Source organism: Arenibacter nanhaiticus, from assembly GCF_900141935.1.
Classification (GTDB): Bacteria; Bacteroidota; Bacteroidia; order Flavobacteriales; family Flavobacteriaceae; genus Arenibacter; species Arenibacter nanhaiticus.
Window position 1 is genome coordinate 42113 of sequence record NZ_FQYX01000006.1, and the last position, 20884, is coordinate 62996.

25 protein-coding genes are annotated in these 20884 nt (G+C 38.7%); 11 read left to right on the top strand and 14 right to left on the bottom strand.

Features of this window, described 5'->3' with window-relative positions; genetic code table 11:
• Positions 1–14 precede the first annotated feature (14 nt).
• Positions 15–521 (top strand): peptide-methionine (S)-S-oxide reductase, encoded by a 507-nt coding sequence (locus BUA16_RS05435; protein ID WP_072763635.1) that lies wholly within the window; start codon positions 15–17, stop codon positions 519–521.
• Here the strand turns inward: BUA16_RS05435 and BUA16_RS05440 are convergent.
• The gene (locus tag BUA16_RS05440; protein WP_072763803.1) at positions 518–1819 is read right to left on the bottom strand and encodes a D-alanyl-D-alanine carboxypeptidase/D-alanyl-D-alanine-endopeptidase; all 1302 of its coding nucleotides are present in this window, start codon (positions 1817–1819) and stop codon (positions 518–520) included. The two genes, BUA16_RS05435 and BUA16_RS05440, sit on opposite strands and share 4 nt — an antisense overlap.
• A 119-nt stretch (positions 1820–1938) precedes the next feature.
• Here BUA16_RS05440 and BUA16_RS05445 point away from each other — a divergent pair, with 119 nt between their 5' ends.
• Positions 1939–2136, top strand: coding sequence for a hypothetical protein (locus BUA16_RS05445; protein ID WP_072763636.1), 198 nt, complete (start codon positions 1939–1941; stop codon positions 2134–2136).
• A gap of 140 nt (positions 2137–2276) precedes the next feature.
• Here the strand turns inward: BUA16_RS05445 and BUA16_RS05450 are convergent, their stop codons facing one another.
• Positions 2277–3215, bottom strand: a complete 939-nt coding sequence (locus tag BUA16_RS05450; protein ID WP_072763637.1) for a LysR substrate-binding domain-containing protein — start codon at positions 3213–3215, stop codon at positions 2277–2279.
• Between the two features lie 248 nt (positions 3216–3463).
• Here BUA16_RS05450 and BUA16_RS05455 point away from each other — a divergent pair, with 248 nt between their 5' ends.
• Positions 3464–3943, top strand: coding sequence for a Dps family protein (locus BUA16_RS05455; protein ID WP_072763638.1), 480 nt, complete (start codon positions 3464–3466; stop codon positions 3941–3943).
• Positions 3944–4405: 462 nt separating this feature from the next.
• On the opposite strand, the gene BUA16_RS05460 is transcribed toward BUA16_RS05455, so the two are convergent.
• From BUA16_RS05460 to BUA16_RS05475, 4 genes are all read right to left on the bottom strand, one after another.
• On the bottom strand, positions 4406–4828 hold the full coding sequence (locus BUA16_RS05460) for a DoxX family protein (protein ID WP_072763639.1): 423 nt from the start codon (positions 4826–4828) through the stop codon (positions 4406–4408).
• A 261-nt stretch (positions 4829–5089) separates the two neighbouring features.
• Positions 5090–5851 carry a hypothetical protein gene (locus tag BUA16_RS05465; RefSeq protein ID WP_072763640.1) on the bottom strand — a complete coding sequence of 254 codons (762 nt, stop codon included), beginning with the start codon at positions 5849–5851 and terminating at the stop codon, positions 5090–5092.
• 223 nt (positions 5852–6074) lie between these two features.
• Positions 6075–6593, bottom strand: a complete 519-nt coding sequence (locus tag BUA16_RS05470; RefSeq protein WP_072763641.1) for a nuclear transport factor 2 family protein — start codon at positions 6591–6593, stop codon at positions 6075–6077.
• 254 nt (positions 6594–6847) lie between these two features.
• Positions 6848–7615, bottom strand: a complete 768-nt coding sequence (locus tag BUA16_RS05475) for a hypothetical protein (RefSeq protein WP_072763642.1) — start codon at positions 7613–7615, stop codon at positions 6848–6850.
• A 491-nt stretch (positions 7616–8106) separates the two neighbouring features.
• On the opposite strand from BUA16_RS05475, the gene BUA16_RS05480 reads away from it, so the two are divergent.
• Both BUA16_RS05480 and BUA16_RS05485 read left to right on the top strand, forming a co-directional pair.
• Entirely contained in the window at positions 8107–9147 is a 1041-nt protein-coding gene (locus BUA16_RS05480; protein ID WP_072763643.1) for a sensor histidine kinase, read from the top strand.
• The gene (locus BUA16_RS05485) at positions 9144–9881 is read left to right on the top strand and encodes a LytR/AlgR family response regulator transcription factor (protein WP_072763644.1); all 738 of its coding nucleotides are present in this window, start codon (positions 9144–9146) and stop codon (positions 9879–9881) included. The genes BUA16_RS05480 and BUA16_RS05485 overlap by 4 nt, the downstream gene beginning before the upstream one ends.
• Before the next feature lie 61 nt (positions 9882–9942).
• On the opposite strand, the gene rpiA is transcribed toward BUA16_RS05485, so the two are convergent.
• The 5 genes from rpiA to BUA16_RS05510 all read right to left on the bottom strand — a co-directional run bounded on the left by rpiA (position 9943) and on the right by BUA16_RS05510 (position 15571).
• A complete protein-coding gene (gene rpiA / locus BUA16_RS05490; protein WP_072763645.1) occupies positions 9943–10617 on the bottom strand; it encodes a ribose-5-phosphate isomerase RpiA in 675 nt (224 codons plus the stop codon).
• Positions 10618–10657: 40 nt separating this feature from the next.
• The gene (locus BUA16_RS05495) at positions 10658–11272 is read right to left on the bottom strand and encodes an FMN-binding negative transcriptional regulator (protein WP_072763646.1); all 615 of its coding nucleotides are present in this window, start codon (positions 11270–11272) and stop codon (positions 10658–10660) included.
• A 6-nt stretch (positions 11273–11278) separates the two neighbouring features.
• Positions 11279–12124: an endonuclease/exonuclease/phosphatase family protein gene (locus BUA16_RS05500; protein ID WP_072763647.1), complete on the bottom strand. Its 846-nt coding sequence runs from the start codon at positions 12122–12124 to the stop codon at positions 11279–11281.
• A 551-nt stretch (positions 12125–12675) separates the two neighbouring features.
• Complete coding sequence (locus BUA16_RS05505) at positions 12676–13953, bottom strand: DEAD/DEAH box helicase (RefSeq protein ID WP_072763648.1); 1278 nt, start codon at positions 13951–13953, stop codon at positions 12676–12678.
• Positions 13954–14014: 61 nt separating this feature from the next.
• Positions 14015–15571, bottom strand: coding sequence for an NAD(P)/FAD-dependent oxidoreductase (locus tag BUA16_RS05510; protein WP_072763649.1), 1557 nt, complete (start codon positions 15569–15571; stop codon positions 14015–14017).
• Between the two features lie 593 nt (positions 15572–16164).
• Here BUA16_RS05510 and BUA16_RS05515 point away from each other — a divergent pair.
• The 6 genes from BUA16_RS05515 to BUA16_RS05540 all read left to right on the top strand — a co-directional run bounded on the left by BUA16_RS05515 (position 16165) and on the right by BUA16_RS05540 (position 19907).
• Positions 16165–16443 carry a hypothetical protein gene (locus tag BUA16_RS05515; protein ID WP_072763650.1) on the top strand — a complete coding sequence of 93 codons (279 nt, stop codon included), beginning with the start codon at positions 16165–16167 and terminating at the stop codon, positions 16441–16443.
• Between the two features lie 29 nt (positions 16444–16472).
• Complete coding sequence (locus BUA16_RS05520) at positions 16473–17795, top strand: 2TM domain-containing protein (protein ID WP_072763651.1); 1323 nt, start codon at positions 16473–16475, stop codon at positions 17793–17795.
• A 260-nt stretch (positions 17796–18055) separates the two neighbouring features.
• On the top strand, positions 18056–18358 hold the full coding sequence (locus tag BUA16_RS05525; protein ID WP_072763652.1) for a 2TM domain-containing protein: 303 nt from the start codon (positions 18056–18058) through the stop codon (positions 18356–18358).
• Between the two features lie 30 nt (positions 18359–18388).
• Entirely contained in the window at positions 18389–18715 is a 327-nt protein-coding gene (locus tag BUA16_RS05530) for a 2TM domain-containing protein (protein ID WP_072763653.1), read from the top strand.
• 49 nt (positions 18716–18764) lie between these two features.
• Positions 18765–19094: a 2TM domain-containing protein gene (locus BUA16_RS05535; protein ID WP_072763654.1), complete on the top strand. Its 330-nt coding sequence runs from the start codon at positions 18765–18767 to the stop codon at positions 19092–19094.
• Positions 19095–19151: 57 nt separating this feature from the next.
• A complete protein-coding gene (locus BUA16_RS05540; RefSeq protein ID WP_072763655.1) occupies positions 19152–19907 on the top strand; it encodes a LytR/AlgR family response regulator transcription factor in 756 nt (251 codons plus the stop codon).
• Between the two features lie 11 nt (positions 19908–19918).
• On the opposite strand, the gene BUA16_RS18925 is transcribed toward BUA16_RS05540, so the two are convergent.
• The 3 genes from BUA16_RS18925 to BUA16_RS18935 all read right to left on the bottom strand — a co-directional run bounded on the left by BUA16_RS18925 (position 19919) and on the right by BUA16_RS18935 (position 20636).
• Positions 19919–20083: an LETM1 domain-containing protein gene (locus tag BUA16_RS18925; protein ID WP_245795522.1), complete on the bottom strand. Its 165-nt coding sequence runs from the start codon at positions 20081–20083 to the stop codon at positions 19919–19921.
• Between the two features lie 12 nt (positions 20084–20095).
• Entirely contained in the window at positions 20096–20305 is a 210-nt protein-coding gene (locus BUA16_RS18930) for a hypothetical protein (RefSeq protein ID WP_245795523.1), read from the bottom strand.
• Between the two features lie 100 nt (positions 20306–20405).
• Complete coding sequence (locus tag BUA16_RS18935) at positions 20406–20636, bottom strand: hypothetical protein (RefSeq protein ID WP_245795524.1); 231 nt, start codon at positions 20634–20636, stop codon at positions 20406–20408.
• Positions 20637–20884 lie beyond the last annotated feature (248 nt).

The following is a 20884-nucleotide window of genomic DNA, read 5'->3' on the forward strand; positions in this document are numbered from 1 at the left end:
ACGACTAAACTTTTATGGGTACGATTTCTAAAATAGCATTTGGGGGAGGTTGTCATTGGTGTACAGAGGCAATATTTATGTCCGTCAATGGGGTAGTAGGAGTAGACCAGGGTTTTATATCTATCGATACCGGGGAAGATTCTTTTTCTGAAGCGGTGATTGTATATTACCAAGCCGATAAAATTGGGCTGCACGTTTTAATCTCCATTCACTTATATACCCATCGCAGTACTTCTGTACACAGTATGAGAAAAAAGTATCGCTCGGCCATTTATACTTTTAATGAAGCTGATAGAAAAAGTGCGGAAACCTCCTTGGAAATATTGCAGCAACAATTTAGTACTCCTCTAATTACACAGGTATATCCGTTTAAGGCTTTTAGGTTTTCCGATGAAATGTTTCACAATTATTATTATACCGATCCTAACAAACCTTTTTGCACTAGCTATATAGTACCAAAACTAAAGGTGCTTTTCAGAGAATTTGGCCTTTACGCAAACAAGGAAAGGATAGGTGGTTAATAGTTATCCCGGAGCCATTCAAAAATTTCTTGCATTTGCTCTTTTACTTCTTTGCTACTCTTTTTAAAATGATTGTTCATAAAGCTAAATATGAGGGTTTTTCCAGAATTAGTGAGCAGATAGCCGCTCAGGCAATAATTATTCCCCAAGGAACCCGACTTAGCGTATATATAGGGGCTGTTTTTTCCGGGATAAGAATCTTTTAGGGTTCCAGAAATACCGCCTATGGGAAAATATCCCAATAACCGTTCTTGTGGGATTTCTTGATACATTTTGTTTAAAACAAAGACTATAGACTCTGGGCTAAACAAATTATATCTAGAAAGTCCGGAACCGTCTACCCAGCGTGGCGATTGTGGCATTTCTTTTAGGTAGGTGTCCAAGACATGGTTTCGTGCTTTAGCACTGCTTAAAGTGTCCGAAAGGGTAGAGGAAGCCAAGATTAACAACTGTTCGGCTATAAAATTATCACTTTCGTACATCATTCTTGTATAGAGCGAATCTGAAGGTATGCTGTATATGGTCCTTTTTTCTGAAGCCGGCATTTTTGGTACAAGGCTCAGTTTTTTATGTAGTGCTTTTTCCAATAAATTTTGTATGACCAGGCTGTCTACCAAAAAAGGAATCTCTAGGGTGTCCTTTCGGTTAGGTGCTACATAAAAAAGGTTTTCGGTTAGCGCTCTTCGCGTAGCCTGCTTTTGCGATATGATTTTCGGGCTAAAAAAACTGGGGCTCGCTACTATTGTGTCTGTTTGGTAAACAGACAGGGTATTTCCATAAAGGGGAAGACCACTTCTTTCGGGGCTATAGTTTCTGTCATAGTCATCCCAAGCCCATCCGGGTCCAAATTTGGTTTCCTGGAAATTGTTTAAATGTAGGGCGATATTTGGATAACCAGCGGCAAATTTCAGGGCCGTACTGTCGTTATAATAATGGTGTAACAAGGTAGGGTCGCCTGTGCCTTCCATGTAAAGGGTATCGCCCAGAACAACATATTTTAAGGCAGGAATGTTGTTTGGCAGGGTTTTAAGTGAGGCAAAGAGCGTGAAAATCTTGGTGTTACTGGCAGGGGTGAAATATTTTTGACTGTTATGTTGGTATAGGGTGTCCTTTTTTTGTGGATCGTAGATAAACACTCCTTGGAAGTAATTATTGTTGCCTTCGGAAGCCAAGGCTTGGTCTATCGTAAGGTGTAGTTTTTTATGTGGTAGTGATTTACATCCATATAATGAATGAAGAAGCAGTATAAGGGCTGACAGTAATTGAAGGTATTTTCTTGTAGGTGAAATAAGGGCCATAAATCGGGGTTTGGTCGAAAAAAAAAACATTTTATCTATTAATTAACAATAGTATTGTAATATAATATATCTTTTATTAGTTATATTAGTCAAACCAATCAAAAAAATGAATTTGAGATATGGCAAGAGCTATGTTAGAGTACACCAAGACTGTACTCCAAAAGGTTAGTTTTGATACCAAACTGTTTTGTAAAGAATTAGAAAAAGCAATCACACGACTATTGCCTTTTGAATTAGAAGAATTAAAAGTCTGGTTACAGAGATTTATATTTGATAAGCCAGAATTGCGACCAAGTTTACTTTGTTTAAAAACATAAATAAAAAACCACTTTTTTAAAGTGGTTTTTTATTTATTCGGACTTTCTCTAATCGGAAGTCCAAAAAAGCTAGGAGTGGCATTTGTATACTCAATACGATTGTTGTTATTAATATCGATGGATTGGTATGCCCATTTTCTTTATTTATTAAGGGGACTTACAATATTTACATCCTGAAAGGTGATAGCTCCTCTTATTACACCGGCGATGATATCGTAAAGAGCCTCGGTGATCTGTATTTTAAGTTCACTTTTATGATAAATGAGACTTACTTCTCTAGCAGGGGAAGGGGCTTTAAAAAATTTGAGGTTTTTCCTTTTTTTATCGTCCAGCTCCAATGTGTTTAAGTAGGGTAAAAGCGTCATTCCCAAGCCTTCGTTGGCAAGGTTGATCAGTGTTTCAAAACTTCCGCTTTGGAGTTGAAACTGTTCTTTTAAATTACTTTTGGAGGCATTACATAAGTTGATGACTCCGTCTCTAAAACAGTGTCCATCCCTTAACAGAAGCACATCGTTAATGTCCAGGTCACCAGGGGACAGTTCGGTAACTTTTTCCAATCGGTGCAGCTGAGGGACATAGCCAACAAAGGGTTCGTAATACAAAGGCCTTTCCTTGATAAACTCAATTTCTAACGGAGTGGCGGCGATGGCCGCATCTAAATGTCCATCCTGTAAATTACGGATAAGGTTTTCGGTACTCTGTTCCTTAATAATTAAATTTACTTTCGGATATTTTTTTATAAAAGTCTTTAAGAACATTGGCAATAAAGTGGGCATTATCGTAGGGATAATACCTAATATAAATTCCCCACCTATAAATCCTTTTTCCTGGTCTACAATATCCTTAATTCGGTTGGCCTCATTCACAATGTTTTTGGCCTGATTTACTATTTTCTGACCTACCTCTGTAATCGTTATAGGTTTTTTTCCTCTGTCGAAAATGATAATATCCAATTCCTCTTCAAGCTTTTGCACCTGCATGCTTAAAGTAGGCTGGGTTACAAAACTTTTTTCTGCGGCCAAAGTGAAATTTTGATATTCGGCAACGGCCAATACATATTGTAATTGTGTTATGGTCATTCAGTATAATTTAAAACAATAAAAATATGAAAACTATCAGTAAAAACTATGCTGATTTGGGTTTACTCCGATATTTTAGGCCGATTCTATTTAGAAGCCCTAGTTCTGTAGGGGTATGAATAGATTTTTAGCGGTTTCTTTTTGTTGGTATAAGAAAATACTATTTCAAGATCAGTTCCATAGATGACGATTGGGAATAAGTCTAATTTCTTTTAAGTAATTTGCAGGTAACTTAAAAAAATAACAATATGAAATTAAATAGTATAGGACTCAGTGCTAGCAAGTCGAAATTAATAAGCGATGATTTAAATACGTTATTGGCAAATTTTCAACGCTATTATCAGAATCTTCGGGGAATTCATTGGAATATAAGAGGAAAAAGGTTTTTTGATCTACATGTTAAATTTGAGGAACTGTATACAGATGCCAATTTAAAAGTAGATGAGATCGCCGAGCGTATCCTTACTTTGGGTGGGGTTCCTTATCACACTTTTGAAGATTATATTAGCAATGCAAAGGTTCGGGCAGGAAAAAATATTTCTAAGGACGAGGAGGCTATTCGGCTAATAGTCGACTCTCTACAAGAACTTTTGATCATTGAAAGAGCCATATTAGAGACCTCGGCAGAAGCTTCCGATGAGGGGACCAATGCTATGATGAGCGATTTTATTACCGAACAGGAAAAAACCGTATGGATGATGAAAGCTTGGTTGGCAGAAGAAATCTAAGCTGCCCCAAATGGCGAAAACAATACGGATAAGCAAGTTGCATTAGAGTGCGCTTCCAAAGGAAAACGACCAATGCAGACCAATACAATTGATGGTCTACATAGATAGCTGCGAATAACCTAAGGGTGGTATTCTCGTTTTTTATTTTTCCAATGGGCAGATGGGGCAATGGTTATATTTTACCAATATCCCGCGTTAGGGACCGCGGCGGCATCCCCGCAGCAACGCAAGGGATATAGCCAAGGGCCCGCCCGACTTAGGAGGGAACGCCCAAATTAATAGAGCAACCCTAGTACAAAAGAAATTATAATTGAAAGGATTTCATTTTCGACAGATAGTGGCTTTTACTCTTTAAAATGTGGCTAATTTTAAACATACTTCCCCGACCAGACGTCAAAAGACTAGTAGTTAGGGAAAAAATATAAATAATGCGACCATAGGAATAGGTGTAAACGCCTACTTCTATTGTTGCATTTTTAAGTAGTAATCTGCAGAATGTTTTCCCGATCCGTAAAATAGAAAGAAAACACATACCAAAAAGGTGATACTGGCCAACAATAGGTTGTTAACATTCATTTCTCCGAAGAAATTCACCAATATGGCTCCTACTAAGATTGGCAATTGCGCTAATACAGTTAGACGGGTAAGCAAACCGATGACCAGTAAAAAGCCGCCTATAAAATGTGCAGGTGCTACATAGTGCATTATCCAAATACCCATAGGCATGTTTTGGAATGGTCTGAATATTTCGGCCATTTCTACGGGATTGGACATAAATTGGATTCCTTTTATAAAGAGAAATACACCCAGAGCTACTCGTAACAGGTCCAATGGATAATAAGTATGCGCATTGGCCCATTTGTTTAAAGACTTAATTGTATCCATGATGTACTAATTTAAGTGGGTTATACTCTAATGTACTTATTTTTAGTAAAATATGAAAGTTAAAAGAGCTCTAATAATGAGCGGATGCACTATTTTAGAAGCGTTTTTAGCAGGGTTTCGGGCGTCATTAGCCTTGGTATTGCTCTATTGATACGAAGGCCATAAATGGGTTTGTTAGCGTCATTTCCCCATGGGTACCATAAAAACAGTCGAGGTGGTACTTTTGAGTACGGCCCCACATAAGCATAGTACTCCATTGCTTTATTGCCTTGATGCTGCCAAAACTTTTCCGCCAAGACCGCTAAGTGCCTCTTTGTAAATCCACAATTCTTCAGATTCACCGTTGGTCGTATCTTCAATCTCTTTTAAAAAGTTCTTAAAACTTCCAGAACCATATACTTCTTCATAATGTAAGGGAAAGGAATCCCTGTTTCCCATCCAAGCAGATTTTTCAAAGAAATCTACCCATGCAAAATCCATTCCTTCCATATTGGCCATGTCATTTATGTAGATGCCGTAGGGGTGATCGGGCATTTTTTCCAAATATACCTTTTGTACTTTTTTTACGGCTTCCATGAATTCCATATGTTTAAACCGCTTTACATCGACCACAAATATCAAAAGGTTTTTTATAGTGAAATCCTTGCTAAAGTTCGATAATTCAGGATGAAACCTCCAATAATGCTGCTCGGTTTCTGGGAGCATATATGGAAGTACATTGGTATTCCAGTCCATGTCATGTCCTTCTTGTGCTGGCCTGGTATCCATGGCGCTCCAAGGTAATGGGCCCATCACCCAAACATACTTGCCGGCGTTTTTTCCGTTGGCAATCCAATATACCCTAGCCCCATAGATACCTTGGGCATGGTACTTTTTGTTGTGTGCTGCCATCCCGCTTTCAAATTCCTGTATTTTTTCTGGATTTGCGGTGAGCATGGCATTTTCAATGACGTTGTACTCCTTGGGAGCCTGTGATATTACCATGAAGGGAATGAGTAATACGAGATACATTATTGTTTTCATAGGATCTATTATTTAAAGGTTCATATTCTAGTGTGTCTTGAAGGGGGAATTGTTACGCTCGGTTTCTCGCCCAACATCACCGTAACTTTGAACGGCTTTTCTGTGCCAATCACTATGTTGGGAAGTCATTTTATATGGTCTATATTCTATTATAACAAAGGTTGTTTCGATATTCTTAACAAATCCGATTAAATGCAGTTTTTTAGGGACTAAACTGAATAGATTAGTTTTTTACAGTTGCTTTTTTGCCCGGTTTTTGATTTTCCAATTTCTCGATGGCTGCCAGATATTTGGATAAATCATAATATCCCTGCTCTAATACAATTTTACCGTTTACAAATTGAAGGGTAAGATGTATCGGAATGACGAGTTCTTCGCCGGTAGCTGCCATGGTACCTTCCCAGGTTCCCCAGAAATTTACCCATTTTTGGCCTTTATCGTCTATTATCATTTCACAAAACATAGCTTCATCCGAAAAACCGTACTTGGACAAAGGCTGCAAATTATTTTGTAGCCCTTGTTGAATTTCTAAAGGGGTAGAGGGGGCTATGGTATTGTGGCGTACTATGGCCGTATCTGCATAATGACTCAACCATGATTCCCAGTTTCCTTCATTGTAATCCTTTACCAGTTCCTGAACTTTATTAACCTCTGGAGAGCTATTCGTATATCGAGTTATTTCTTTAGGTTGGCAACTTGTAAAAAAAAAGACGATTAAGCCGTATAAAATAATGATTTTCATTAGGTTACTTGTTTTAATGGTTATTCCCTATGTCTCTCTGATCGGAGTACTATTGGTGGCTCAAAAAGTAACTTCCAATGCTTGCGCCAATTTCTGGTCTTTAGGCTTTAGTTCGTCAGAATAGTTCTTAATTCTAACCATGTCATGGTCGTTTGTTTTTTCTGGTATTGGCTACCGACTGCCCTTCCTAAAAAAGGTATTGCTTATATTGTTATCGGTAAAAGGGATCCTGGTTTTGATGTTTGAGCCTTGGTCTAGTTTGGCGCGTATTTCAAATCAGGTCTAATTTCTCCCTGTTTTTGTTTGTATTTTAATAAGCTGCTCAACAAGTCGCTCATAACGGATTGTCCCACATCTCCCAGTAATTCATCGTTTTCTAAACTTCGGCTGGCATAATGCAGGGCATCCTTTGCCGCTATAGCCACTAAATAATGTTCGCCGTCGGCCCCAAAACCACTGCGATATACCCTATAGTGTACAGGCGATCCTTTTCTGGTAAACAGGTCTTTAACAGCTATCATATGTTCTTTAACAACAGCCCGGTTGCCAGGTGATACGTACAGCCAATGCATGGTCCGGAAATTTTCCCCTTCTGGGGTTAGGGTAATTCCATTGGGCATGTAGGTGAGCTCCTTGTCTAAGTGAATGACATAGTCGAGTTCGGTATCATAGCATTTGTCCATTCTCTTAAAAATCTCGCTTACCGTCTCTTTGCCAGCTTTTTCCGATAGCTCGATAAAAACTTGGTGATTGATGTCTGCCATACTTTTAATGGGAGACACAAAACTATAACTGGCGTCATAAGTATTTAGGGCAATCCATCCCGTAATCTGTATCTCATGTGTTTTTAATAGGTTTAGAAGCTCTTTGACCGTTTTTTCATATTCGGATACCATCGATGGCTTTACTAGGTCTTCGTGTACCCAATATGCTTGTGAGACCTCCTCTTCTTGTCCCTGTACGGATCCAAAAGGCAGGAATAACAGTAATGCTCCGATGAATTTTATCAGTTGTCTTCCCATAGTACGCTGTATTGGTAGTTGTTTAATTTGTCTGCGAAATTGTTTTTTTTATAAAGAGGACATTTTCTAAGGATATCCTATTAGAGGTAAGGGATTCTAAGAGCCTTACCTAGGTCTGAAAATAAGGTGCTGCCAAGGAAAATGAGTCCGTTCCGAAGCACTATCATTCTTATCCGGTATGAGGGCCGTAAATTTTCCTCTCCCGTACTTTTATCCCATTAGCAAGGGTAGCCCATGGGGTTTACGATCTTTTACAAATAAGAAATTGAAATACCCATATTTATTATAGCAATAGCCTTTATAGGATTGAAAAAGCGAATTAAGAATTTGGAGTATTCTAAGTAATACATTTTATTTATTATAACTAACCGGTTAAGGACGAAGGCATAGCTTTTTTGTCCAAAGCAAGGATTTTATTTACCAAGTGGAATTTGGAAATAATATTCGTATATTTATTATCCCCGGATTTTTTAATTATATATGATTAAGAAATGGGAAAACTCGTCTGTATAATCCTTTTAAGTTATTTGATCTTTTCGGTAATTTCCTATAGTTGTATTACAGACTTAAAGGATCATAAAGTATATACGGATCAATTTGCAACATTTCAAGATATTGGAACATCCTATAAGGGGAATTATAACGATGGGCACCTTTGTCCTTCTTTATCGGACCAAAGGGATTCTAAAAAAGAAATTTTCACCACAACCATTAGCAGTGGAGTAGTACAGGTACCATCAGCAATAGGACTATTTGAAAAAGAAGAAAGTTGTTCCTTGCAAGACAATCATGTTCGGAAACAATTTGCTGGCCTGGTCCTAACCCCAAGGCTATTGGGCTTGTTATTATTTTTATTGCTGATCGGTTTTGTGATAATAATACAAAATAGAAGGAAAAATCATTTCCTGCTTTTACAGATCCAAAAAAAAGAATTGATAATTCAAGAGATCCACCACAGGGTTAAGAATAATTTTGAAGTAGTATGCAGTCTGCTTGCCCTGCAAGCTGCCCATGTCAAGGATCAGAAGCTAAAAGACAGTCTTCACCACTTTCAGACCCGCATTCAGAGTATGAATATGATCCATCAGAATTTGTGTCAGGGATACCATGGCGAAGCCATTGAAATGTCTGGTTATTTTAAAAGTTTGGGGGCCTATATGCTCCACACCTACGGGGCAGCGGATAAGGTTCTAATAAAATATGAATTGGAAAAGACGACCCTGCCTATAGACTTGGCAATGTCCTTGGGATTACTAGTGAATGAATTGCTCACGAATTGCCTAAAACATGCCTTTCCAAACGGCTTAAGGGGCACTATAAACATTGGGCTTAAAAAGACACCCCTTCATTTAGAGCTATGGGTCAGCGATGATGGGGTGGGCATGGGCGATTTGCCGGGGATAACAGACTGCGGTTTTGGCACGCAATTGATACATCTTTTGGCAAAACAATTGGATGGGAAAATGAGACTGAAAAAAAGCGTAGGTACCTCGGTGACTTTTGAATTTCAACAACCAAAGGCAGTCTTATGATACACGAAAAAACCCGAATTTTGGTTGTAGAGGACGATATGATCGTCGCAGCGAATATTTCCCTGCAATTAACAGCCTTGGGATATGAAGTTACTGGCATAGAATCGAGGGGAGAAGAAGCCGTGATGCATGCAGGTCTAAATACCCCCGACATTATTATTATGGATATACTGCTAAAAGGCACCTTAAACGGTATAGAAGCGGCAAAGAAGATCCAACAAACCCAGGATATAGCTATAGTGTACCTGACCGCCAATACGGATGAAGCTACTTTTTCAAAGTCAAAAAGCACCCGTCCCTATGCCTTTCTTCCCAAACCCTTTAATTCCCTTAATTTAGAAAGAACCATCGCCTTAGTGGCCGAACAGTTAAAGGACCATATGGGGTATAGATTGCAGAAACTCGAAAATTTTAAAGTACTTAAAGATCGGATTTTTGTTAGGCACAATGGTAAAATGATAAAACTGCTGCTCGATGAAATACTCTATATTGAAGCCGATAGGAATTATAGCAATATTGTGACCCAAACGGGAAAATATCTCATCAGTACAACCCTCAAGACGGTAGAAAGGGAACTAAAAGCCTCCAGTTTTATTCGGGTGCACCGCTCCTATATTGTCAATATCTCCAAGTTAGATGTGGTAGCAGATCATCATTTGGAAATCAAACGAAAAGTAATTCCCATCAGCAAAGGCCTTAAAGATCACCTTCTAAAACATTTACACACCATTTAAGGTTGCTAGAAACCGATTAACAGATGCTGCTTAAGAGTGCTTAGACCAATCAATTAGCTCCTTAACGTTTAAAGACTTCCGTAGTATCACCCCTTCCTATTATAACAATATCCGCAATATCCAAGAACAGTCCGGTCTCAACAATACCAGGAAGTTGTTTTAGGGTATTTTCCAATTGGGCGACATTGCTTATATGGGTGATGTCCAGATCTAGAATATAATTGCCTTCATCGGTAATAAAAGGGCTGTTGTCTTTTTCCCTAAGAATAGGGTGTAAGTTCATTATCCGCAGTTTTTTAATCAAAATCGGCGTAGCAAAAGGAATGGTTTCAATGGGGAGTTTAAACTTTCCCAGTCGAGAGACTTGTTTATGGCAATCGGCAATAATAATATTTAGTTTAGAATTAAAGGCTAAAATCTTTTCCCTTAAAAGAGCGCCACCGCCACCTTTTATAAGTTGTAAATAGGGATCAAATTCATCTGTGCCGTCTATATTGATGTCTATAGCCGAAATATTGGCGAAATCGGTAAGGGGAATACCATTGGCCAACGCTAATTTCTTAGTGCTTTCAGACGAGGGTATGCCTACGATGTTTAATCCCTTGGCTACCTCTTCTGCCAAGGCGGTAATCATATGGGCAGCCGTAGAGCCCGTTCCCAGGCCTATAGTCATCCCATCTTCAATATATTTTATAGCAGCCTTGGCGGCCAATTCCTTTTCTTTTTCTGTGCTCATTTTTATGACGGTTATAGTAGGTGCCCAGGGGGCTTTCGCATTATTTTTTGGTGTTGTTTTTCATCATTTCAGCTATTTCCCTAGCCCCTGAATGCTCTTGGTGCTGTAGCTCGTCTATAATGTTGGCATGGTCTTGCGATCGGGTTTGAGAAAGCTTATAGGTGGCCTGTATATCGGTAATGGCAATTTGGAAACCTACAATTCCTTGAATCTGATTCATGGTCTCAGCAGACATATGGTGTAGGGAAATAGGGTTTTTGGCCACTTTTTCGTGCTTGTCTACCAGTTGGTGCAAGGAGGCCAGCACCTCGGCTTCACTCAATATTTTTACAGCCCCATACACGTGAACCGCAACATAATTCCAGGTAGGGACTTCCTCTTGCTGGTACCAAGAAGAAGAAATATAACTGTGGGGACCATTAAAAATAGCCAACACCTCTTCTTGTTCCTTAAAATATTTCCACTGTGGATTGGCCTTGGAGAGATGGCCTACCAAAATATCCTTTCCGTCCTGGTCTTCACTTAACTCTAAAGGAATATGGGTCGCCCAAGGGCGGCCCTCTAGTTGGTTTACCAAAATGCCAAAGCTATTTTGTTTTAAAAATTCCTTTACTTCTGCTAGGTTCGTATTCTTATAATGGGATGGGATATACATGATACATTACGGATTTGCAATGGTGATAAATACAGGATAATGATCGGAAATGTGTTTGTTGTTGTCCAGTTTGTCATCGATATGTACATAAGACAATACCTGTAGGTTTTGAACAAATATATAATCGATCCTTTGATCTGCTATTTTATTTAAATCGAAGCCGTTGAAGGTGCCAACCGGTCCGTAGAATGGTTTTTCTGAAAATTCTTGGGCATCGGTCAGATGTTTTTTTAAATATTGTATCGGAGCCTCTTCTGGACTTAAGTTTAAATCGCCCATAAGGACAACCGGTAAATTTGCCGTGTTGATTTCGGTGATTTTTTTATGGATAAGCTGTGCAGAATTAGCTCTTGCTAGAGTTCCCCTATGGTCAAAATGCGTGTTAAAAACCCAAAATTGTTTTTTGGCAACTACATCTTCCAACAAGGCATAAGTACAAATACGCTCCATAGAAGCATCCCATCCCACAGATACCTTTTCGGGGGTGTCCGATAGCCAAAAAGTTTCGGATTGTACAACCTTAAACTTATCTTTCCTGTAAAAAATAGCAGTGTATTCTCCCTTGGTTTTACCATCGTCCCTTCCTACGCCAACATAGTCATAATTGCGAAGTACACTGTCTAAATAATCAACCTGGCGATGCAGCCCCTCTTGTATCCCCAGAATATCGGTTTCGTAATGCTGTACCAACTTCACCAAACTAGTCTTTCGATCGTTCCAATTGTTTAAGGCATCGCCCTCATTATCGTATTTAATATTATAAGAAATGATATTGGTCGTTTGGGAAAAAACCGATGAAGGGAGCAAGAAAAGAACAAGTACAATAGTACAAGAGGCAAGTATGTTTTTCATAACCAAGACTGTAAAGTTTAGGAATCCTAAGTTCAATTTTAAAAGGTTAAATATCCTGAATTTTTTAAATACGTGCTAATTATTGGCGTTTTATATAAGACTAAAATTTAAAATGCCATGCGATGGTGTTTGTAATCATGCCCTTTATTTATTGAGCCTTAGGGGTTCGATTGTACGGAATAACATGATCAGAAAATTATCCATTCAAAATTCCGCTTGTTTTAAAACGGGTCCGAATGCGTTGGGAAGTAGCCATTATAAGAGGTAGCCTTCCAATACCCATAGCCCTTAGTGCTGTAATTTGGGCGTTCCCTCCTTCGTCGGTCGGGCACTTCGCTATATCCCTTGCGTTGCTGCGGGGATGCCGCTGCGGTCCCTAACGCATTATGATATGGCTTGGTTTATAGGTAGTAATAGAGCAATGGTTAAGGGAGAGTGTCGTGAAGGATTAGGAAAGAATGTGTTATGGATTAGAAATAAAAAACCCAAGACAGGAAGATACATAAGGTATGCTCTTGTCTTGGGTTCTAATTCAATATACGAAAAGGGAACTAGTCTCTTTTAGGTCTGCCGTTATCACTTCGTCGGCTGTTGGTTCTACTTCCGCCACCTCTGTGCTTGGCATTAACCGGACGTTTTTTGTTTCTGTTGTGATGCGATTTTGTTTTCTCTAAAGGAATTTCGCTAGCCGTATCGTCAACAAAAGGATGATCGGAAATTACCGGTACTTGTTGATTGATTAACTTCTGTATATCTTTAAGGAAAGGCCTTTCTTCTGCATCGCAAAAGGATATGGCAACCCCACTGGCGCTAGCTCTTCCTGTTCTACCGATTCGGTGTACATAGGTCTCCGGGACATTGGGTAAATCGTAGTTGACCACTAGGGCCAATTCCTCTACGTCAATCCCCCTTGCCGCGATATCCGTAGCAATTAATACTTTTAACTCGCCGTCCTTAAAGTCGCCCAAAGCCCTTTGCCTTGCGGTTTGGGATTTGTTACCATGGATGGCATCGGCCTTAATGTCGGCTTTTGCCAATTGTTTTACAATTTTATTGGCTCCGTGCTTGGTACGTGAAAAAACCAAGGCAGAATCGTTTGGGTTCTTTTCCAAAAGGTGAATAAGCAATTCGGGTTTGTTCTTTTTAGTGACAAAATAAACAGCTTGTTCTACCTTTTCGGCCGTAGCCTGTTGTGGTTTAATGGTAACCCTATCGAAATCGCCAAGAATCTTTTGGGAAAGTTCTACGATCGCAGGAGGCATAGTAGCCGAAAAGAAAAGGGACTGCCTGTCCGCTGGTAATTTGGCGATTATTTTTTTAATATCGTGGATAAAGCCCATGTCCAACATTTGGTCGGCCTCATCTAACACGGCATATTTTATATCGCGCAAGGAAATAAATCCCTGGTTCATTAAATCTAATAATCTTCCCGGGGTAGCAATAATCACATCGGCTCCTTTTCTTAAAGCGTCTGTTTGTCTGGCTTGTTTGATACCACCAAAAATGACCGTATTTCTAATATCCGTAAAGCGGGAGTAAGAGGTGAAGTTTTCACCGATCTGTATGGCCAGTTCCCTTGTTGGGGTAACCACTAACGCTCTAACCTTTCTATGGCCGCCATTCTCCTGGCGGTCTTGGATCAATTGTTGAATTATAGGAATAGAAAAGGCAGCCGTTTTACCGGTGCCTGTTTGTGCACAACCCAATAAATCCCTGCCTTTCAGTAAAATAGGGATAGATTGTTCTTGGATTGGAGTTGGATTTGTATATCCTTCCAGCGTAAGAGCCTTTAGGATTGGGGCAGTAATGCCTAAGTCTGTGAATGTCATGTATTATGAAAAATATGTGGCAAAGGTAGGCCAATAGTTTGGATAAATCTATTTAATGGTATTATAGTCCCACTATCGCAGCCTCTGCACACCTTTCTCCGTCCATGGCAGCCGATACTATTCCGCCGGCATAACCACCGCCTTCACCACATGGAAAAAGACCTTGGATCTCCGGATGCTCCAAATTTTCATTCCGCGGAATGTTTACCGGGGATGAGGTTCTAGATTCTACTCCGACAATATTGGCCTCCTCGGTATAATACCCCTTCATTTTTTCTCCAAAAGCCATAAAACCACCACGTAGTCGACTACCGATAAGTTTTGGTAAAAGGGAATGTAAGGGCGCCGATTTTAATCCAGGCTGATAGGAGGTCGGATTTAAACTTGGGGAAAGCTTTCCTTCGACAAAATCTGTTAATCGCTGGGCAGGGGCCACTTGGCTGCGTCCACCAGAGGTAAAAGCAAGACGCTCTAGGTCCTTTTGGTATTCTAAACCTTTTAAAGGGCCAAAACGTTCGTATTTCGGTATATCTACATCCACATTAATTTCTACGACGATTCCCGAGTTAGCATATAGATTGTTTCGTTTGGAAGGAGACATACCATTGACCACAACTTCGCCAGGTGCCGTTGCGGCCGGAACTATGAATCCGCCCGGACACATACAAAATGAATAAACACCTCTGTTTTTTACTTGCTCCACAAGGCTGTAAGAGGCTGCCGGTAACAGCTCATTTCGCGATCCGGAACAATGGTATTGGATGCTGTCGATGATGTGTTGTGGGTGTTCTACCCTAACTCCCATAGCAAATGATTTGGCTTGTATGGCAATATTCTTTTTGTGTAATAGCTCGTAAATGTCCCTGGCAGAATGACCAGTGGCCAAAATTAGACGCGATACTGACATTTCCTTGCCGTTTTGCAGAACAATACCCTGTATGGCATTGTTTTTAAGGATGATATCGACCATCTTGGATTCAAAATGGATTTCTCCCCCAAATCGTATGATGGTCTCCCGAATGTTTTCTACCAATTTTGGTAACTTGTTTGTTCCAATATGGGGGTGGGCATCGACCAATATTTCGTGGGTGGCACCGTGATATACTAAGTTTTCGAAAATTCTGCGTACGTCTCCTCGTTTAAGACTTCGGGTGTATAACTTCCCGTCCGAATAGGTTCCGGCACCGCCTTCCCCAAAACAGTAGTTAGAATCTTCGTTGACAATATGTTTTTGATTAATGGCCCTTAAATCGCGACGGCGATCCTGTACGTTTTTACCTCGTTCTAAAACTATGGGTTTGAAACCTAATTCTATACAACGCAAGGCCGCATACATTCCAGCAGGTCCAAAACCAATAATATGGATTTCCTTGGCTTTGGAAACATCCTTATATTCAAAAGTGTAATCGCTTTTCTCAGGAGCGGCCTCCCTTATATAAACCGATACTTTGTAATTAAAGTAAATGGTGGCCTTTCGAGCGTCTATAGATTTCTTTAAGACCTTTACCGTCGTAATGTCCGCTATATCGACGCCCAAATATTTTGAAGCTTTCTTTGTTAGGATTCCCTCTATTGGCTCTTCCCTTAAAGTGGTTCTTAGTTGAATGTTTCTTACCATGGGGACAAAATTACTTCAATTAATACAATTATTTAGCCTAGGCCTTATACCTTTTAAAGGATATATACACTTTTCTTACAAATAATTGAAAATCACCGAATATTAATGATGAGACCATTTTAAATTGGTGATAATGAGGGTGTGTTAGGTTATATTTCTTGTCAAGTAGGAATAACCAAGAAATAATACCCTTCATTTATTATAAAATAAAACCATAATTTTTGTAAATAAATTCTCTAAGTATATTTTTATTACTATATTTAAGATTCATAAGAGAGGTTAAAAATTAGTTTGTTATTTGTTGGTTTGTTAGTTTGAATGTAAACGAACTATTTTTAATTTGAAGAAAAGGACGTAGGGGTACGTCCTTTTCAATTTATGATCAGGTGTAAAATATTGGAAAAAAATCCAATCCTTAATGAACACCTATCTAAGTATGGAACACTAAAATGTTCTCTTTCCTTGTCCTTGTCCTTGTCCTTGTTATCCTCCTTGCCAACTCGTCCCTGATTATTGACAATTCGGTTATTCTTTTTTCAAAAAGTTCATTGTTTGTTTCAGATTTGTGCTGTTCATAAACCAAGAAATCTGTTATGCTAAAAATAATACTTATCGTCATTGCAATGATCGTAGAACAACTTTCGGCAGGGCAATTAAAAAATACTTCCGGAACCGATATCGACGCAAAATCGGAATGTTCCTTTTTAAATATTACAACCTTAGAAGAGGAATGGACTTTAGATTGTCTTTCTTTTGGGGATCGGGGAGCGAATTCTTGCTATGACCATACTCCTCTAACTATTTTAGTTTTTGCTAACTTTAAGCCAGAAAGCCATGTTGCCCTTAAGGACGAGCAAAATAAAAAGTATTGAAGGAAAAAGATAATTAGTGTTTTTTAAATATGACTAATTTATTTAAAATATTAAAAATCAGTATATATATTACTATACTTCTTATTCTGGTACCAAGGATCATATATTGGCACCATGAGATAGTGTGGAAGGAACAGTTAGCCTACGGCATTAATAGTTTTTTATATTCCTTAGTGATTACCTCGGTAAATATATATTATTACAGCTGTGTTTCTAAGAAATACAGTTGGGAGCACCATCCACAAAAGAGATTGTGGATTGGAGCCTTGGGGGCTATTGGTCTTACTCTTATAGCTTTTGCTTTTGTAAGGTTTGCAGTGTCACTAGGGTATTATGGACAAACCATTAGTGGTTTTATAAAAAATGAGGAGCCGTTTCCGTATCTAATAGCCTTGTCAATAGCTGTTGTGGTCTCACTATTTTTACATGCGTTCCATTTTTATAGGGCGCTACAAGAGAACAAGGTTAAGGAGCAGAAAATTATCGCAGGCACAGCATCGGCACAGTTCGATGCCCTTAAGAACCAATTAGATCCTCATTTTTTATTTAATAGTCTAAATGTACTTACAAGTTTAATAGAAGAAAATCCAAATAAGGCTCAGAAATTTACAACCTCTCTTTCTAAGGTATATCGCTATGTATTAGAGCAAAAGAATAAGGATTTGGTTACCGTAGATGAAGAATTGGCCTTTGCTAAAACCTTTGTTAACTTGATGAAAATGCGTTTTGAGGAGAGTATTGTTTTTGAGGTTTTGGAGAACAGTCCTAATCCCGAAGCCAGGATAGTACCCTTGTCCTTGCAGCTTTTGTTAGAAAATGCAGTAAAACACAACGTGGTTACGGCCAAAAAGCCGCTGTACATAAAGGTATATGAAGAAAAAGGGATGCTTTGTGTGAGCAATAATTTGCAAGAGAAACAGGTCGTTAAAAAAAGTAGTGGAGTGGGGCTTAGAAACATAATGCAACGATATCAAATTTTATCGGACAGGAAGGTCGTTATTCGAAAAACAGAGACCGACTTTAGTGTAAGGCTTCCCATGCTGACAAAACAATTGACGATCATAAAATCACAGGAAGATTTTATCGAAGACAAGCGTTACCAAAAGGCCAAGGCGCGGGTAGAGGCCTTAAAGGGGTTCTATGGCAATGTATTAGCGTATTGTATTGTGATTCCTTTAATGGCATTCCTTAATTATAGTACTACAAGTTTTCCATGGGTGATTTTTCCAGCCCTCGGATGGGGGGGTGGAGTACTAATGCACGGAATGGAGGTATATGGGTATAATCCTGTTTTAGGGAAACGATGGGAAGAACGAAAAATGAAGGAATATATGGAAAATAAGAATTTTTAGTCATGAGTTTTTACTAGAAGGGCTAGTAAAAGATGTTGTCCAGGGTAAAACAGTCCTTCTAGGAGTTTTATACGGCAGCTAATTTTATTGTCTGTGGAAGGAGCCAACAAGAACTGAAAAAGGAAAAGTAAAGTGGGGATAGGGCGAAAGACAATAGCTAGCAACAATCCAACCCGTATACTTGACAGTTCGGTATTTTTTTTTTAGAAATTGATCCAGGTCTTTGGAAATTAGCAGCGTAGTCAAAAAAAATAATTAAAATGGAAAATATAGAGAAAGAAAATAAATACTTCAGGGCTAAGGCCAGAGTAGAAGAGATCAGGAAGTTTTATTCCAATCTGAGTATGTATGTAGTTTTTATTTCATTTTTGGCATTTATTAATTACTGGACCAACGAGTGGAGCTATCCATGGTTCCTATGGGCTGCCTTTGGATGGGGTATTGGAGTGGTATTCCATGCCATTAAGGTATATCGCGGCAATTTATTCTTCGGTAAAAATTGGGAAGAACGAAAGATAAAAGAGTTTATGCAAGGCGATGATAAAACCCATAAATGGGAATAAAATACTATGTGGTTATAAAAAAGGAACCGTATGGAAACCGACAGTGAAAAACGAAAAAGAGCAGAAAAACGGATAGAAGAACTAAAGGGGTTTTACATACATTTAATTGTCTATATCTTGGTAAACTCCTTTGTGTCCGGAAATAAAATAATAAGAAATTTAAATAATGGTGAAACATTTGGGGAGGCATTATGGGACTTTGGGACTTTTGCCCTATGGGGGTTTTGGGGAATTGGGATCTTTTTTCACGGGGTAAAAACCTTTCATTTAAATCCATTTTTTAGCAAGGATTGGGAAGAAAGGCAGATAAAAAAATATATGGATGAGGAACAAAAGGATTTTGATAAATACCGCTGATGGAAGGGAATAAATATAGCTTGGAGCAATTGGAAAAAGCCAAAGGGATATGGCTAATATAAGAGGGTTTTATAGCCACCTTTGGGTATGTCTTCTTATTACATTAGGCCTAGTAGGTATAGGATTGTATGTGGGACAATATCAAGAAGGATGGATGCAAGGGGATGAAAACTTTCAAACATGGATTCAATGGAATGTATGGTTAACCCCGATTGGTTGGGGTATAGGTGTTTTGATACACGCTATGGAGGTCTTTGGGAAAAAGCCCCAATTTATAAAACGATGGGAAGCCCGTCAAGTTCATAATTATCTGGACCAAGAAGCCTTCGAAAACAAAAAGACACCTTCGTTCTTTGCTGAAAGTACTACAGGAGATTAGTGTTTAATAAAATTTAAGAGCTAAAAAGCTGTTTTAATTTAACTTAGCGCCAAATAAATGAACGTTATAATTATTGAAGACGAAAAGCCAGCTGCACGAAGACTGGGCCGTTTGTTGCAAAATTTAAACCTAAGGGTTTCTACGATGTTGCATTCGGTAGAAGAGGCTATTCTTTGGTTCGATAAAAACGAACATCCCGATTTAATATTCCTGGATATTCAGCTTTCAGACGGACTCTCTTTTGAGATTTTCGACGCCATCGATATTCAAAGCTCCATCATATTCACCACCGCTTACGACGAGTACGCCCTTCAGGCATTTAAGCTCAATAGTATCGATTACTTGTTAAAACCAATAGACGAAGAAGAACTGGAGGCTGCGGTAAAGAAGTTTCTTTTTCTTTATCCCAAAAGACAATCTTTGACCATAGATTTTGAGGATATTAAAAAAATGTTGGTCAATCCACTGGAACGAGAATATAAGAAGCGTTTTACCGTAAATGTTGGGCAGCATATGAAAATTGTCAATGCCGATGAGATAGAATGTTTTTACAGTGAAAATAAAGGAACCTATATGGCTACCATGGAAGGTAGGAATTATTTGATGGACCTTAGTCTTGAAAATCTAGAAAACGAGCTGCAGCCAGAAATGTTTTTTAGGGTAAGCCGAAAATTCTATATCAATATCAAATTCATAAAAGACATCATAGCCTACACTAATTCTAGGTTGAAAATTAAGCTCAACAACTATAACGATCAGGAAATAATTGTGAGCAGGGAGCGAGTAAAGGATTTTAAACTATGGCTGGGCTAGAGAACTCAGTTTTAATCCACTCGGTTTTCATCAAAGGCCGATGGAAGTAATTTGGGAATCAATTTTATAAAAACAGGAAGTAATACAGCCCCGCCAGGGAGAATGAAAATAGCTACTAGGGAAGGAATGATTTTAAAAATATACAAAAGCTGGTTTTGTACTTTTTTACGCTCCACCGGCGTAAATTCCTATACCGTCGATTTTGACAATAAGGCTACCAGTTCTTTGCTTTCCGATAGTTCCTTAAGCAATCGTCTGCTGTTTCTTAAAATAAGTTTATTGTTAATTCTAGACATGCTGTCATAAAACTGCACCGCCGTATTATGGTCTTTGAAATGAGGTGTTTTATGGATATTTATCTCAAAAAATAAGCTTACCTCGTATAGCGATTTTGCCATGGTTGAAGGGGCAAATCCTAAATCCTTTCCGATCCCAAAAATAAATTCAGATTCCTATAATCCCACAAATGATCTTCCCATACCGTAAGGCATGCCACATCTAAAAAATATTGGTTTTCATAAACCGAGAACCTTTGTGGTAACTGATGGCGATAAGAACCGTCAAAATTTTATTGTTGCTATCAATAAAGGTGAGAGAGGCCGCAAAAAGTTGTGCGAGCTTTTCATCGGTCCTGTTCTTAGCCTTTGAATTTAAGGCGTAATAGGTGATATTGATGGTAATATGCCCTAAACCTTTCGCTATTTCCTTGATTGAAGGCGTTCTTTCCAAATACCTTTTAAATGCGAGTACATCTATAAATAGTAAAGTGTTGGTAATGTTGCTGTTAAAGGTTTTGCTAATAAGGTTGGCTTTTTAATAGATCCTAGAATCTAATAGTTTTCTAGTTGGTCAGAGGTTTTCTTTCCCGTTCATGTCTTATTTAAGAAGGAAATTTTGTTGATTTAGAAATCCTTATAGAACTTAAAAATACTGGGAAATCATGGTCTTGGGGCTTAAACCTGTATGTGTGGTAGAGG

Excerpts from the sequence above, each read along its gene's own strand:
- BUA16_RS05450 (WP_072763637.1), bottom strand. The coding sequence starts at position 3,215 with ATGACCATAACACAATTACAATATGTATTGGCCGTTGCCGAATATCAA.
- BUA16_RS05525 (WP_072763652.1), top strand. The coding sequence starts at position 18,056 with ATGGAAAATATAGAGAAAGAAAATAAATACTTCAGGGCTAAGGCCAGA.
- BUA16_RS05440 (WP_072763803.1), bottom strand. The coding sequence starts at position 1,819 with ATGGCCCTTATTTCACCTACAAGAAAATACCTTCAATTACTGTCAGCC.
- BUA16_RS05485 (WP_072763644.1), top strand. The coding sequence starts at position 9,144 with ATGATACACGAAAAAACCCGAATTTTGGTTGTAGAGGACGATATGATC.
- BUA16_RS05535 (WP_072763654.1), top strand. The coding sequence starts at position 18,765 with ATGGCTAATATAAGAGGGTTTTATAGCCACCTTTGGGTATGTCTTCTT.
- rpiA (WP_072763645.1), bottom strand. The coding sequence starts at position 10,617 with ATGAGCACAGAAAAAGAAAAGGAATTGGCCGCCAAGGCTGCTATAAAA.
- BUA16_RS05495 (WP_072763646.1), bottom strand. The coding sequence starts at position 11,272 with ATGTATATCCCATCCCATTATAAGAATACGAACCTAGCAGAAGTAAAG.
- BUA16_RS05470 (WP_072763641.1), bottom strand. The coding sequence starts at position 6,593 with ATGAAAATCATTATTTTATACGGCTTAATCGTCTTTTTTTTTACAAGT.
- BUA16_RS05515 (WP_072763650.1), top strand. The coding sequence starts at position 16,165 with ATGCTAAAAATAATACTTATCGTCATTGCAATGATCGTAGAACAACTT.
- BUA16_RS05445 (WP_072763636.1), top strand. The coding sequence starts at position 1,939 with ATGGCAAGAGCTATGTTAGAGTACACCAAGACTGTACTCCAAAAGGTT.
- BUA16_RS05500 (WP_072763647.1), bottom strand. The coding sequence starts at position 12,124 with ATGAAAAACATACTTGCCTCTTGTACTATTGTACTTGTTCTTTTCTTG.
- BUA16_RS05505 (WP_072763648.1), bottom strand. The coding sequence starts at position 13,953 with ATGACATTCACAGACTTAGGCATTACTGCCCCAATCCTAAAGGCTCTT.
- BUA16_RS05530 (WP_072763653.1), top strand. The coding sequence starts at position 18,389 with ATGGAAACCGACAGTGAAAAACGAAAAAGAGCAGAAAAACGGATAGAA.
- BUA16_RS05435 (WP_072763635.1), top strand. The coding sequence starts at position 15 with ATGGGTACGATTTCTAAAATAGCATTTGGGGGAGGTTGTCATTGGTGT.
- BUA16_RS05540 (WP_072763655.1), top strand. The coding sequence starts at position 19,152 with ATGAACGTTATAATTATTGAAGACGAAAAGCCAGCTGCACGAAGACTG.
- BUA16_RS05520 (WP_072763651.1), top strand. The coding sequence starts at position 16,473 with ATGACTAATTTATTTAAAATATTAAAAATCAGTATATATATTACTATA.
- BUA16_RS05475 (WP_072763642.1), bottom strand. The coding sequence starts at position 7,615 with ATGGGAAGACAACTGATAAAATTCATCGGAGCATTACTGTTATTCCTG.
- BUA16_RS05465 (WP_072763640.1), bottom strand. The coding sequence starts at position 5,851 with ATGAAAACAATAATGTATCTCGTATTACTCATTCCCTTCATGGTAATA.
- BUA16_RS05480 (WP_072763643.1), top strand. The coding sequence starts at position 8,107 with ATGGGAAAACTCGTCTGTATAATCCTTTTAAGTTATTTGATCTTTTCG.
- BUA16_RS05510 (WP_072763649.1), bottom strand. The coding sequence starts at position 15,571 with ATGGTAAGAAACATTCAACTAAGAACCACTTTAAGGGAAGAGCCAATA.
- BUA16_RS05460 (WP_072763639.1), bottom strand. The coding sequence starts at position 4,828 with ATGGATACAATTAAGTCTTTAAACAAATGGGCCAATGCGCATACTTAT.
- BUA16_RS18930 (WP_245795523.1), bottom strand. The coding sequence starts at position 20,305 with ATGGCAAAATCGCTATACGAGGTAAGCTTATTTTTTGAGATAAATATC.
- BUA16_RS05455 (WP_072763638.1), top strand. The coding sequence starts at position 3,464 with ATGAAATTAAATAGTATAGGACTCAGTGCTAGCAAGTCGAAATTAATA.